This window comes from Candidatus Venteria ishoeyi, assembly GCF_030378065.1.
GTDB lineage: Bacteria > Pseudomonadota > Gammaproteobacteria > Beggiatoales > Beggiatoaceae > Venteria > Venteria ishoeyi.
The window spans coordinates 25,027-39,159 of record NZ_JAUCGJ010000006.1 but is presented as its reverse complement, the minus strand read 5'-3'; the positions used below and the strand labels follow the sequence as shown (position 1 = coordinate 39,159).

The 14,133-nt window shown below is 45.3% G+C and carries 11 protein-coding genes; 3 read left to right on the top strand and 8 right to left on the bottom strand.

Annotated features, from left to right (window positions below; genetic code table 11):
• The first annotated feature begins 32 nt into the window (after positions 1 to 32).
• Positions 33 to 3,905 (top strand): translocation/assembly module TamB domain-containing protein, encoded by a 3,873-nt coding sequence (locus QUF61_RS03020; RefSeq protein ID WP_289680391.1) that lies wholly within the window; start codon positions 33 to 35, stop codon positions 3,903 to 3,905.
• 77 nt (positions 3,906 to 3,982) lie between these two features.
• Here QUF61_RS03020 and rimO read toward each other — a convergent pair whose 3' ends face one another.
• The 7 genes from rimO to QUF61_RS02985 form a co-directional block, all read right to left on the bottom strand.
• Positions 3,983 to 5,305: a 30S ribosomal protein S12 methylthiotransferase RimO gene (rimO, locus tag QUF61_RS03015; RefSeq protein WP_289680390.1), complete on the bottom strand. Its 1,323-nt coding sequence runs from the start codon at positions 5,303 to 5,305 to the stop codon at positions 3,983 to 3,985.
• 31 nt (positions 5,306 to 5,336) lie between these two features.
• Entirely contained in the window at positions 5,337 to 5,816 is a 480-nt protein-coding gene (locus tag QUF61_RS03010; protein ID WP_289680389.1) for a hypothetical protein, read from the bottom strand.
• A 5-nt stretch (positions 5,817 to 5,821) separates the two neighbouring features.
• Positions 5,822 to 7,420 (bottom strand): response regulator, encoded by a 1,599-nt coding sequence (locus QUF61_RS03005; protein ID WP_289680388.1) that lies wholly within the window; start codon positions 7,418 to 7,420, stop codon positions 5,822 to 5,824.
• Positions 7,407 to 9,698 (bottom strand): response regulator, encoded by a 2,292-nt coding sequence (locus QUF61_RS03000; protein ID WP_177428164.1) that lies wholly within the window; start codon positions 9,696 to 9,698, stop codon positions 7,407 to 7,409. The genes QUF61_RS03005 and QUF61_RS03000 overlap by 14 nt, the downstream gene beginning before the upstream one ends.
• Positions 9,699 to 9,853: 155 nt before the next feature.
• Positions 9,854 to 10,201, bottom strand: a complete 348-nt coding sequence (locus QUF61_RS02995; protein WP_286018975.1) for a YqcC family protein — start codon at positions 10,199 to 10,201, stop codon at positions 9,854 to 9,856.
• A complete protein-coding gene (gene pssA / locus QUF61_RS02990; protein WP_289680384.1) occupies positions 10,191 to 10,976 on the bottom strand; it encodes a CDP-diacylglycerol--serine O-phosphatidyltransferase in 786 nt (261 codons plus the stop codon). The genes QUF61_RS02995 and pssA overlap by 11 nt, the downstream gene beginning before the upstream one ends.
• Positions 10,977 to 11,154: 178 nt before the next feature.
• Positions 11,155 to 11,490: a hypothetical protein gene (locus QUF61_RS02985; RefSeq protein WP_289680382.1), complete on the bottom strand. Its 336-nt coding sequence runs from the start codon at positions 11,488 to 11,490 to the stop codon at positions 11,155 to 11,157.
• Between the two features lie 34 nt (positions 11,491 to 11,524).
• Here QUF61_RS02985 and QUF61_RS02980 point away from each other — a divergent pair, with 34 nt between their 5' ends.
• Both QUF61_RS02980 and QUF61_RS02975 read left to right on the top strand, forming a co-directional pair.
• Positions 11,525 to 12,232 carry a hypothetical protein gene (locus tag QUF61_RS02980; RefSeq protein ID WP_103918689.1) on the top strand — a complete coding sequence of 236 codons (708 nt, stop codon included), beginning with the start codon at positions 11,525 to 11,527 and terminating at the stop codon, positions 12,230 to 12,232.
• A 46-nt stretch (positions 12,233 to 12,278) separates the two neighbouring features.
• On the top strand, positions 12,279 to 12,593 hold the full coding sequence (locus QUF61_RS02975) for a hypothetical protein (protein WP_103918688.1): 315 nt from the start codon (positions 12,279 to 12,281) through the stop codon (positions 12,591 to 12,593).
• A 37-nt stretch (positions 12,594 to 12,630) separates the two neighbouring features.
• Here the strand turns inward: QUF61_RS02975 and ubiD are convergent, their stop codons facing one another.
• Positions 12,631 to 14,109, bottom strand: coding sequence for a 4-hydroxy-3-polyprenylbenzoate decarboxylase (gene ubiD, locus QUF61_RS02970; RefSeq protein ID WP_289680379.1), 1,479 nt, complete (start codon positions 14,107 to 14,109; stop codon positions 12,631 to 12,633).
• Positions 14,110 to 14,133 lie beyond the last annotated feature (24 nt).

Sequence of the window (14,133 nt, the reverse complement as noted above, 5' to 3'; positions counted from 1 at the left end):
GCCATTGGCGTCTTTATACGGCGCTTTTTATAGTGACTCTAGTTGTGGGTCTTTTTTATTTTATATTCAATACCACCACAGGTTTGCGCGCTGTTCTGGCCTGGGTGCCAAACTTGCAGGTTCGGCAGGTTGAAGGCAAAATTCTGGGCAATAGTCGCTTGCAGGGCCTGCATTGGCAAACTGGTGAAATGCAGGTACATAGCGAACAATTGCAACTGCGCTGGCAACCAGCGTCTCTGCTGCGTTTGAAGCTACATATACAAACTTTCAGCGCAACGGTGCTGCATATTCAATTACCTGCTGCTGCGCCTGCTGATAGCGAAAATAAAACCCCGTTAACAATCCCCGACATACAACTGCCTGTTGCCCTGCAAATTGATAATGTCTTATTAAGGCAATTTCAATTACAGCAGGGTGAGCAAACTTACCAGTTGCAACAGGCAAATTTGTCTGTACATAGCGAGAAAAACCACCTGATATTAAATCAGTTGGCCTTAAAGTCCGTGCAACTAGAACCGGATATACACATCCCGGCATTACGCTTACAAGGCAGGCTGAACCTGCAAAAACCTTATGATATCAGCCTGGAAGGGCACTGGAATTTATTGGCAGCAGTATCCCAAGGCAAGGCTGTTGCGTCTGTGCAATTGCCACAAAGCAAAGGGCGATTACAACTGGCGGGAGACAGCAAAAAATTATCCGGCCTTTTAAAGTTAGACAGTCCACAAGACCCCATTCAGATTCAATTAAATTTTTCGGCTGAAAACCTGTTAAAGCCACAATTGGCATGGCAGGCAGATTTGATGCTAAAAGATTTTGACAGCCGCCAACCCTGGTTACAGGCACTGGTCAAAGACTTACCTGACATCCAGGGGCGTAGTCAGTGGCGGTTTAACGGGGATTTAAAAAATATCCAGGTGCAATCAGAAACACACGGTCATATTACACCGTATGGCCCGCTGCAATTACACATCAGCGGGAAAAACAAAAACGATTGGTTACACTGGGCTGTTGATGAGATGACATTATCTCAGCCGGATTCTGCGCTGGAAATTCATGCCAATGCTGCGCTGAATTTACAAAAAACACCTGAGTTTAATGCCACGCTTAACTGGAAATCATTGCAATGGCCACTGCAAAGCAAAACACCGCAGGTTTTCAGTCCAACAGGTCAACTGCAAATCAGCGGTACCCCGGATAACTGGCAACTGCAAGGCAACAGTGACTTTCAAGGTTTGGATATTCCAGAGAGCCAATGGCAACTGACTGTCAGTGGTAGTCAAAAACACCTGCAACTGCAAAGCCTAAGTGCTGAAATATTGGGTGGTAAGCTCAATCTCAGCGGTGATGTGGGCTTAAAACCCCATTTATCCTGGGAGCTTGCGCTGGATGCACAACACATCAATCCTGCCGTGCAATGGCAGGCATGGCCGGGGCAACTGGCATTGAACATGCGCAGTAGCGGGAAACTGGGAGATAAGGGTCAATTGCAGGCAAGCATTCCCAAACTATTGCTGCATGGTACTTTACAAAAACATCCGCTACATTTGCAAAGCCAGGTTGAAATTCATGAGCAGCAATATCATTTGCAACAATTTGATGCACAAATTGGCAAGACCAAATTCCAGTTGCAAGGACACATGCAGGGGCAGGAAAAGCTGAATTTGCAATGGCAGTTAAATGCCAGGCATTTGGAAGACATGCTGCCGCAATTATTTGGCAGCGTACAGGGCAAAGGGACTTTAGCGGGTTCATTAAAACAGCTTGCTGTGGATATGCAACTTGATGGAAAAAAATTGAAATGGCAGGATAGCAAACTGAACAAATTGACTTTGCGGGCGCAAGGTACACTCAGTGAAACCCAGCCTTTACAACTGAAACTCACTGCCAGAGAACTGACACACCAGGATATCAATATCAATCACATCAATCTTCTGGCACAAGGCAACCTGAAACAACATACCTTACAAGTGGATGTGCAGGGCAAGGATGTTAATGGCACATTGCAACTCTCAGGTACGCAGCCCAAAACAAAGCATTGGCGCGGCAGCTTGTCACAGTTACAATTGAATGCCCTGAAAAAATATCAGTTACAACTGGAAAAGCCTGTCACGCTGGCGTTTGCAGAGCAGCAATTAGAATTCACTCCACTTTGCCTGCAACTGACAACGCCCCCCAAAAAACAACAAACAGCAAAACTATGTGCTGACGGACGCTGGTTACAACAACAGGTGCAGGTTTCTCTGGATATTAAGCAACTGACCGCCGCGCAAGCCGGTAGTTTATTGCCTGCTGGCTTAGACATCAGTGGCACGCAACTGGATGGACAACTGCAAGCCCAACTGGATAAAAACGGCAGTTTACATGGCAAGGCAGCATTTCAACTGTCTGCGGGTAAAATCAGTTACTTAGACCCGGAAGAAACGACAGAACAACAGCGTTTGCAATTGCTGGAACACCAAGGTGGTCATTTACAGGCTCGCTTAAATAACAAAGGCTTACACAGTCAGCTTCAGTTACGGTTTAACCAGCAGGATAAACTGGAAGCACAGCTTAAATTACCGGCTTTGAATCACTACCCCCTGGCAAAAAAGCAACCCCTGAATGGCCTGTTAAATTTGCACATGCAGGATTTTTCCCTGTTACCGATTTTTCTGCCTGACCTTAACAACCCACAAGGCACGATTAAAGGCCAGCTCAAAATCAATGGTGATCTGGAAAAGCCGCTTATCACGGGTGAAATCAAGCTCCAGGATGGCAAAATTGAAATTGAGCCGCTGGGCTTAAGACTACGTGATATTGAGGTGGCTTTAGCTGGCGATCAAACGGGCAGCTTAAAATTACAAGGACAAATTGTATCTGGCGAAGCCAAAAGTTCAATAAATACTGATACCGGCAAGCTTGACTTAAATGCTGCCATTCGACTGAAACCAGACTGGCAGGTTCAAGGCCGTATTTCGGGTAAAAACTTTGAAATGCTTAATACGCCACAAATCTGGTTGCTGGCTTCACCTGATATTATGCTGCAAGCCGATGCAAAGGCAATTAAGGTCAATGGCAAGTTGCTGATTCCTGAAGCCTTGATCACGCCGCCGGAATTACAAGGCAGCGTGCAGCCATCTAGCGATGTGCGTATCATCAATCCTATCGAAGCGGTAGAAGAAAAACAGAAAACCGGCAGCAACATGCCCGTGAATGCCCAGATTCAGGTGGTTTTAGGTGACAAGGTGCGGGTCAAAGGCATGGGTTTTAAAGGCCGTCTGCAAGGCGAGCTTGGCATCACCCAGCAGCCGGGGGAAATTCTCACCGGCAATGGTCGCATTGGCGTGGCTGAAGGTACTTACAAGGCGTATGGGCAAAATCTTAAAATTACCAAAGGTTATGCTTTATATACCGATGGCCCCCTGGACAACCCCGGTCTGGATGTCCGCGCAGTGCGTGAACTACAAGATGTTACAGTGGGTATTGATGTCACCGGTAATGCCAAAAAACCACACCTGGAACTGTTCTCGCAACCACAAATGGATCAAACGAACATTCTGTCCTGGCTGGTATTAGGCCGCCCCGCTTCTGAACTGGGGAAAGGTGGGGGTAATGACAGCGAGGTATTGATGCAGGCAGTCAGTGCAATGGCACTGGATGAAGATAGCTCAGTGGTTAATAATCTGCGTAACGAACTGGGTCTGGATGTTGCGGGTCTGGAATCTCAGGATGGAGAGCAAGGCAGCACCTTCATGTTAGGCAAATACCTCACCCCGGATTTATATATGGGTTACGGCATCGGTTTATTTGATGCCGTGAATATTTTTAAGGTGCGTTACAATTTGACCCGGAATATCACGGTTGAAGCAGATACCAGCGCTAAGGCTAATGGCATGGATATTCGTTATACGCTGGAGCGTTGAATCAGGGATAACACCCCTTGAAGGGGTGTTATCCCTCAGCAAAAAAATCACTGCTTATACGGCACTGAATTTACATATCAATCAGCAACCGCATATAAATCATGCGCATCAGCTCCGGTGATTTGGACATTAACAAAATCTCCCACTTGCCAGACTTGTTCCGGGTCTTGCGCTAATAACACAAAACCATCCACTTCCGGTGCTTCGGCAGGGCTGCGGGCATAGCAGGTACCATCAACAACATCGTCAATTAATACCGTGGTCTGTTCGCCGATACGTTGTTGTAACTTGGCGCTGCTGATAGCTTGTTGAGTTTCCATGAACTGTGCCAGACGTGCTTCTTTTTCTGTTTCTGAGACTAGTCCCGGCAAGGCATTGGCTGGCGCGCCCTCTACCGGTGAATAAGCAAATGCACCTACGCGGTCTAATTGCGCGGCTTTGATAAAGTCTAATAACTGCTCAAAATCTGCCTCGGTTTCACCGGGAAAACCGACAATAAATGTGCTGCGTAAGGTCAGTTCAGTACAGGTTTCTCGCCAGCCCTGTATCCGCTTTAACATGTTTTCCGTATTTGCCGGGCGGCGCATGGCTTTGAGTATGCCGGGGCTGGCATGTTGCAGTGGCACGTCAAGGTAGGGCAGCACCAGACCTTCTGCCATCAGTTCCACCAGTTCATCAATATGTGGGTAGGGATACAAATAATGCAGGCGCAACCAGGCGGGTAATTTACTCAGCTCGCGTACCAAATTAAAAATTTTACGGCGTACCGGCTTGCCACCCTGAAAATCCAGGGCATAACGGCTGTCTACGCCATAAGCGGCGGTATCTTGTGAGACGATGAGTAGTTCACGCACTCCCGCGCTAACCAGACTGTCCGCTTCATCCAGCACGGCTCCTGCGGGGCGGCTGTTAAGTTTGCCGCGCAGGCTGGGGATAATACAAAAGCTACAGGATTGATTACAGCCTTCGGCAATTTTGATATAGGCGTAATGACGCGGGGTTAATTTAATGCCACCGGGGGGTAATAAGTCTTGATAGGGATCGTGTTGTGGTGGCAGGACTTCATGTACCGCCTGCATCACTTCATCCAGGCTGTCCGGGCCGGTAACTGCCAGCACTGCGGGATGCGCGCTTTTTACCACATCTCCACGCGCGCCCAGACAGCCGGTGACAATGACCCGCCCATTTTCTGCCAGTGCTTCACTGATGGCGTCCAGCGATTCTTCCACAGCGGCATCAATAAAACCGCAGGTATTAACGATGACCAGTTCCGCATCGGCGTAATCAGGCACAATCGCATAACCTTCGCTACGCAGTTGACTGAGGATGCGTTCTGCATCAACGGTGGCTTTGGGGCAGCCCAGAGAAATAAAACCGACGGTGGGGATTTGAGTGGACATTAATATATCTACCTTACTTCATATCAGTTTGTTACAAGCCATAGAAATTCCCATCTGCAAATTTCCAAAATTCAGAAATGGTGGTTTGTTCACCATTGGGAGAAGAATATATTTTTTTATACATGTCATCTTCCTGAATAATGATACGGCAATGTTCATCACGACCTGACCACTTGAGGCAGTGCCTGCCTTGTTCATCAATATGCCACCATCCGTGCAGACGTACACTCTCTCCTCCTTTTGTGACGCGCTGTCGCACCAGACCGTCATCGGTATACCAGGCTTTAAAGGTGAACTGTTTAATCAGGTTGCGGCCTTCTACGCTGCGGTCATTAAAAAGTGCTAATACTTCAGCATGATTTAATTGTCCACTGACAGTCGCTTGCTGCGCTGCCATGCTTTGTTGCGTGGATAAACCGGATTTTGGGTTTTTAATCGCGTCAGGCTGACAGGCGACAAGTATCAGCCCTCCAAGGAGACTGCCAGCTACGAATGTGAGATTTTTTTTCATGGGTTTTATTGTTCTGTGGATACACAGTTGTGTTCCTGATGACTTTCTTCAGGAAGTTGGATATAAAAAGTTGAACCTTCTCCTTTTATGGATTCAACCCACAGTTTTCCACCATGTGCCTGGATAATATCCTGACTGAATGGTAAACCAAAACCAGTGCCCTGCTCTCCTGCTGTCCCTGGCGTGCTTGTTTTTTCTTCAATATTAAATAATTTTTGTATTTTTTCAGGTTCAATACCCATGCCGTTATCCTGCACAGCCAGGGTGCGCGGATACTTTTCCGGGCAGAAAAAATGAATTTCTTCACCTTTATTACAAAATTTAATGCCATTTGAAGTCAGGTTCTGTACTACCTCGCCATATAAAGTGGAATCAACGCAGAGAAACCAGTCTGTAGGGACTTTATTATGTAAGTTGACCCCTTTTTGTTGGGCTAAATAGCTGAGATTAGCAATCACCTGCTCAATACAATCGTTTAAATTGATATATTCACGTTGTATGCTCATTTTGCCACTTTTCAGACGACCAATATTCAGCACGTCGCCAATCATCTGCACCAGTGATTTGCCAATTTCCAGCAAACGCCCGACAATTTTCTGGTGTTCCTGGTTTAAGGGGGTTTCTTCATCAGTATGAATGTATTCCAACGCTGATAAAATACCTGCCAACGGTGAGCGTAAATCATGTGCAACCAGTGATACAAACTTGTCTTTTAAGGCGTTTGCCTGTTCTGCTTCTTTGTTTGCTTCCACTAACTGAACATTGGTTTCGGTCAGTTCAGCCGTGCGTTGCTCAACCAGTTCTTCCAGATGCTGGCGATAAAGCTGCAATTCATTTTCTGTGCGTTTGCGTTCAGTGACATCCTGTAATGTGCCGTTGAGCCACGGTTGCCCGTCTACCATGCCGAACTCACCCTGTATATGCACACTGCGTATCTGTTCATCACCTAAAATAATACGGTGATCCATATTAAAGCAGGCCCGATTTTTTAAGGCGCCTTCAATCGTTTGTTTCACCTCTTCCAAATCTTCAGGATGCACCAAGGTATAATAGGTATCTGCACTCGCATGTTGTGTTATTTTATCCAGTGCAAAAATACGGTAAATTTCATCAGACCAATGCATTTTTTCTTTGCTGGGTACCCATTCCCAGTTTCCCATATGCGCAATGGCTTGCGCATGAGCCAATCTGGCTTCACTTTTACCGATATTTTCAATGGCCTGACTGGCACGTAAGACATAACGCACGCGGTGTGGCAACAGTGGGAAAGTAATGGGCTTGGTAATAAAGTCAGTCGCACCCGCTTCATAGGCTTGGTTAATGGAGTCAATATCATCCAGGCCGGTGACTAATAAAATGGGAATATGCTCACCGCCCGGTAAACCGCGAATCGTCTGACAGACGGTAAAACCATCCATTTCCGGCATCATCACATCCAGCAGAATAATGTCCGGGATTTGGCGTTTAAAAAATTCTAATGCAGATGGGCCATTTTCGACCTGTTCTACCTGAAAATCAGCTTTTTTCAATGTATGAGACATCAACAGGCGCATGGTTGCGTCATCATCCACAATTAAAACGCAATATTGTTTATTCTCCATCATGATTTATACCTGTTGCTGGTTTCAGCCATTTTTTTAAAATCTGGTAAAGTGCTTTTTTGGTAAAAGGTTTACTTAAATAATCATCCATACCCACCGCCAGACATTGTTCCCGATCACCATTCATGGCGTGTGCTGTTAATGCAATAATGGGTATTTTAACTTTTTTCCCTAAGGCTTTTTGCCAGATACGGATACGACGCGTTGCTTCCAGGCCATCAACTTCTGGCATTTGGCAGTCCATAAATACCAGATCATAGGGCACTTGCCCGATAGTCATACGTTTTTCCAGGGTTTCTATGGCTTCCAGGCCATTATGAACGATATCAACCTCACACCCCAGGGCATTAAGCATAATGGTTGTCACCCGCTGGTTGACAGGATTATCTTCTGCCAGCAGGACATTGGCTTGAAACAGTTTAATATTTTTCAGGCTTAAATGTGCAAATTCCGTATCCTCATCCTGTCCTTCCCCTTCTTCCAGTACATGGCATAAGCAACGATAAAATGCTTGACGCTGTATAGGGCGATGCAACCAACCCTGTACCGCCTTAAAACCAGAAGGTGGCAATAGCTGCCCTGCTTCCAACAGCAGTATAATTTTTAATGAAGCCCATTCCATTTTTTTCCGAATATTCTGCACTAAGGGGTTTAGTTCACCGTCTTCAGCTTGATGCTGTAATAATAAAACATCGTATGTCGTTTTGTCTGAAGCCTGTTGCAGTTTTTCTAAAGCCTGCTCATTGCTTTCAGCAATATCAACCGCCATGTCCCAACAAGTCAGATATTGTTGTAATACCTGTTGTTGATAACGATCTGTATCGACTAACAAAATACGTTTGTAAGCCAGGGTGAGGTGTTCCTGGTAAGGGGGTACTGAGCGTGAGGGATGTTTACCCAGCCATGCCGTAAACCAGAATGTGGTGCCTTTATGTTGTTGATAATTGCTTTGCGCACCAATTTTACCATCCATTTTTTCAGCCAGTTGCCGACTCAAAGCCAGCCCCAGTCCCGTGCCGCCATATTTGCGGTTAAACGAAGAATCCCCCTGGCTGAAAGCCTGAAATAATTCCTTTAAGGCGTGGGTGCTGATGCCGATACCGCTGTCTTCAATTTCAAAAGCAACCAGCATTCGCTCTTTTTCTTCTTTAAATAAGTTAACGCGGATGAAAATAAAACCGGCATCGGTAAATTTAATGGCATTACTGATGAGATGTGACAGGATTTGGCGCAGGCGCGCAATATCACCCAACAAGACTTCCGGCAGATTATCTGCCAGTAAAATATAAAACCCCAGCCCTTTTTGCTGAGCCGTGGTGGCATGAAGTTCCGCAATACTGGCGGTCAAGTCATCCAGCTTAAATTCTGTAATATTTAATTCCAGACGCCCTGCCTCCAGGCGGGCAAGGTCGAGAATATTATCGAGAATGCTCAGCAGGCTTTGCCCGGATTGTTGTACCGTTTTAGCCAGTTGTTTTTGCTGTTTATTCAGCGAAGTTTCCAGCAAAAGTTCCGTCATACCCAGCACCCCGTTTATTGGTGTGCGGATTTCATGGCTCATGGTGGATAAAAAACGGGATTTGGTTTTAGCTGCAAGTGAAGCCTCAGATAAAGCCTGATTTACATGGATTTCTGTTTTTTGTATTTTATCCAGCAGTTGATTACAGGCAAAAACTAATTGGTCAACTTCATTTACTACCGTCGTAGTACCTGCAATCTCATCGGCAACGGGAATACGCAAATTATAGTTTTTTTCCAATAGAATTTTCTGTAGTTCCTGATTCAGATTTAATAAAGGTGTATTTAAGCGTCGACACAGCAGGCGATTAATTAACAATGGAAAAATCAAAGCTGCCAGCAAGATCAAGCTGACAAAACCTAAATAAGCAAGCGTGCCTTGCTTTAGACTTGATAAGTCTAATTGTAGTTGCAGCCAGGCTTGGGGGTTGGTTTGCTTGCCATAAACAGGCACGGTTAGGGTGATAAAATTAGATTGTTCTTTCCAGTTTATCAAGCTGTTGTTCGCAACAGATATGCTCAAATCAGGGAAGGAAGTACCCACAGTGGCGGTATAAGCTGAAATTAACTGACCCTGGGTGTCATAGATTTGTGCCTGAGTGATACTTGGTTGGGTCTTTAAGCCTTGCAACACCTGCTTTGCCTGTTGTGCTTGCAAAGGCAGGTGCAGTTGCTCAATGGTCAATGCAGCCAAGGTCTGAATACTTTCAAGATGTACCTGATGCTGATGCTGAAAATGTTCCTGGACCAAAAAAATACTCACAAATACAGCGGCACTGAATCCACTCAGTAAGGTCAACAATAAATATTGTGACTGGGTTGTAAGCGTTCTTAATAACTGAAACATGAATGGAAAAAATAATTGGATTTTAAAATTTTTCGTTTATTGTAGGGCATTTTTATATGATTTTTCCCAAATTATTTGCTATGACAAACGACATCAAAACGTTGTAATAAGTGTAATAAGTGAGTACAGTCGCCTTGAATTTGCTTAGGAAACACTTCTTCGGCTAAAGGGGCGATGGCACAGTTTGCAGGTAAGGCCGCATTATTTTCCAACAGATTTTTAATCCCGGGAATAAAAATCCATTGCAACCACTGGTGCAGGTATAACGTATCATAACAAAATGGCGTTGTACTTTGCAGTGCTGCCGGAGCGGGCTGCTGTTTGTCCCAGATATCCAGTATACGCAATTCCGCTTCAATGGCTAATATTAAATCAGCGACATCCATTGTCTCAATAACGGTTATATTATCAGGTTTCATGATTTTTATGCTGTTTGTGTGCGTGCTTTTTACGTAAATCCCACAAGGTAAGCAATGGGCCGGATAGTGCATAAATCAGAAAAGAAAAAAATAACATCTGTGCGGGATCGATTGAAATCAAAACAAAAATCAAAACTACAGCCAAAATGCGTACAAAAGGCACCTTGCCTTTAAGATCCAAATCTTTGAAACTACGATAACGCACATTACTCACCATTAACAAACCGGTGGCAATAGTAATAAAAAAGGCCAGAAAATTTAGTGCAGCGCCATTGATTTCATATAATACGCAGACCCAGATAAGCCCTACCATAACCGCTGCGGAAGCAGGGCTTGGCAAGCCCTGGAAATGTGCCTTATCCATGGTGTCCAGTTGTGTGTTAAAACGTGCCAGACGCAGGGCAGCCGCCGCCGTATAAATAAACGCCGCCAGCCAACCGGCTTTACCCAAACTGAATAAACTCCACTGATACATCAATAAAGCCGGTGCCAGCCCAAAAGACACCAAGTCAGACAAGCTGTCATATTCTGCGCCAAAAGCACTTTGGGTATTGGTTAAACGCGCAATACGCCCATCCATGGCATCCAGAACCATGGCGATAAATACGGCAACCGCCGCAATTTCAAATTTTTGCTGCATCGCACCAACGATGGCATAAAAACCCGAAAATAAAGCGGCTGTGGTGAATAAATTTGGTAATAAATAAATGCCGCGCCGCTTGGGCGAATGTTCTGATTCAGATTCTTCTTCGTGTTCTTCAGTTTCTTCAGTCATGATGATTCCAGAATGGCTTTGTTATAGTTTAGCAAATAATCTGCATTAGGAGTAAAAATGGAATAAGGAGTAAGGCATTGCAGCTAGGAGGCTGTCTGAGAACACAAGACCTACTGCGGAAAAGCTGGATTTGGTCAGGTTTCTCCCTTATTTTCGTTAAATATACCCAATATTCGCCTCAAATAATGAAAAAATCTGCCTCAAACCAGCTTTCCCTCGCTACGGCCTCTGTTCTCGGACAACCTCCTAGGAGGCTGTCCGAGAATAGCAAAATCAATGATTTTGCTAAATTTAACCCCTTATTTATCAATGGCTTAAAAATCCAGTTTTTTTGAAAAACCGAGTTCTCGGACAGACTCCTGGAACTGAAGGTCGATTTCACTGAGTTTTTGTTTTTCTTTCTTGTTTTGTGAATATTTTGCTGAACTTTTCTGAAGGCAATGTCAGTCGGCATTCCCTGCGGTGCTGAACCGGCATCAATATGCAGCTTGATTTCATCAGTGGAAGTGGGCAATATAATCGATTTCATAAAAATTGGAGACACTGTTATGACTAGATTGCCTGCTTTATTATTAAGCCTATCCCTGTTGGGTCTTCCCCTGTCTTCTTTGGCCACCGATTATACCTCATCCCTGTTGGTACAGACGGGAGAAATGCGCGAAGGGGATTTGATTGTGCGCAATATCACTGATTTAAACAGCAAACAGACCTGTTTGGCTTTTTATATCAGTACAGGAGGTACCAGTTCTGTCATTAAATGTTATCCAGCCGTTTCCGGTTTTGGCGCGAGACTCAGTCAAGTGGGGCATATTAAAACCAATGAACTGGTTATTCGTAAGCTGGAAGATTCTAAAAATAATGTGGCCTGTCTGGTTGCTTATATCAGCACCCCAGGGACTTCCCCGGCAGTTGATTGTTATTCTACAGGGCAACCAGCAGCACCGCCTGCTAAAGGACGCATGATAGAAGAAGGTCATTTGCGTGAAGGTGATCTGGATGTGCGCCGTATTGTTGATGGTGCCGCTATGAAAACCTGCATTGTGGCTTATGTTGTCACTAAAGGCACTTCACCTGCGGTATTGTGTTATGACTCACCGATTGGTACCAAAGGCGGCTTATATCAGTCGGAACACCTGCAACAAGAAGATCTGATTGTACGTAAAGTTCATGATGTCGTAGCTAAAAAAGCGTGTTTGGTGACTTACGTCAGTACTGAAGGCACCTCTTCGCATTTATATTGTTATGATGAATCATAGGCGTTAAAATAGATACTATCTGATTGGTAAATTATGGAGATATGATATGACAAAAAAATTATTGTTCGCTTGCATGGGCTTGCTGGCCTTGGCTTACAGCCATACAGCATGGAGTTTTTTTGGAATGATGAATCCTTCTAAATGGATGGGTAATAATAATAATAATGATCGAGATTATTATTATGACCGCTATGATCGTTATGATCGCTATGGACCTTACGGTTATGGCCCCCATGGTCACGGCCCTTATGGTGGTTATGGTGGTTATGGTGCGCCTTATGGTTATCCTGGTGCGTATCCTTATGGTTATCTGCCGCAACAGAATAACAATACGCCGCCACCGCTGCCATTGCCTAAATAGGGCTATCAGGCTCCTGGTGGTAGAGACGTAGCAAGTGCTACGTCTCTACAGGAAAAATACCCAGCTCATCCCATAACGCATCAACCCGCTGTTTTACCTGCGCATCCATCTCTATTGGTTTTCCCCATTCCCTTTGCGTTTCACCTTGCCACTTGTTGGTTGCATCCAATCCCATCTTGCTGCCTAAACCCGATACGGGAGAGGCAAAATCTAAATAATCAATCGGTGTATTGTCGATGGTTACTGTATCGCGAACCGGGTCCATGCGCGTGGTAATCGCCCAGATGACATCATTCCAGTCACGTACATTGACATCATCATCCGTAACAATTACAAATTTGGTATACATAAACTGGCGTAGAAAAGACCAGACGCCCAGCATCACCCGTTTGGCATGGCCGGGATATTGTTTTTTCATGCTGACGACTGCAAGCCGGTAAGAACAGCCTTCAGGTGGCAAATAAAAATCAGTAATTTCAGGAAATTGTTTTTGTAAAATAGGCACAAAAACTTCGTTAAGTGCAACCCCTAAAATCGCGGGTTCATCCGGCGGACGTCCGGTATAGGTGCTGTGATAAATCGGGTTGGGGCGATGGGTGATGCTTTCCACGGTAAATACCGGAAAAGATTCAACTTCATTATAATAACCCGTGTGATCGCCAAAAGGGCCTTCAGGAGCCATATCATCGGGGTAAATAAACCCTTCCAGCACAAATTCTGCGCTGGCAGGGGTTTGTAAGTCACTATTTAAACAGTGCGCCAATTCTGTGCGGCTACCGCGTAATAAGCCAGCAAAGGCATATTCTGACAAGGTGTCGGGAATCGGCGTTACTGCGGCGAGAATTGTTGCGGGATCAGCACCTAAGGCAACACACACGGGAAAAGGTTCTCCAGGGTGTTCCTGTTGCCATTCCTTAAAATCCAGCGCCCCGCCACGGTGGGATAACCAGCGCATAATCAGCCGATTTTTAGCAATCAACTGCTGGCGATAAATCCCCAGATTCTGACGTTTTTTAAGTGGCCCTTTGGTAATCACCAGTCCCCAGGTCAGCAGCGGCCCGGCATCACCCGGCCAGCAAGTTTGAATGGGTAACTGATTTAAGTCCACCTCATCCCCATGATATTGCTGGCTTTGGCACAGTGGAGATTTGATAATTTTAGGCGGCATATTCAACACTTGTTTGAATACTGGCAGTTTTTCCCAGGCATCTTTCACGCCTTTAGGTGGATCGGGTTCTTTCAGAAAAGCCAGTAGCTTGCCCACTTCACGCAGTGCCTGTACAGAGTCCTGCCCCATGCCTAAAGCCACCCGTTCCGGGGTGCCAAATAAGTTTGCCAGCACTGGCGTATCAAAGCCTTTGGGGTTTTCAAATAATAAAGCAGGGCCGCCGCGACGCAAAGTGCGATCACAAATTTCAGTCATTTCCAGTACCGGGTCAACCGCCTGGGTAATGCGTTTTAATTGACCTCGCTGCTCCAGCAAGTCTATGAATTCTCTTAAATCTTTATATATCATATCGATATTGTCAGTGTTATTAAT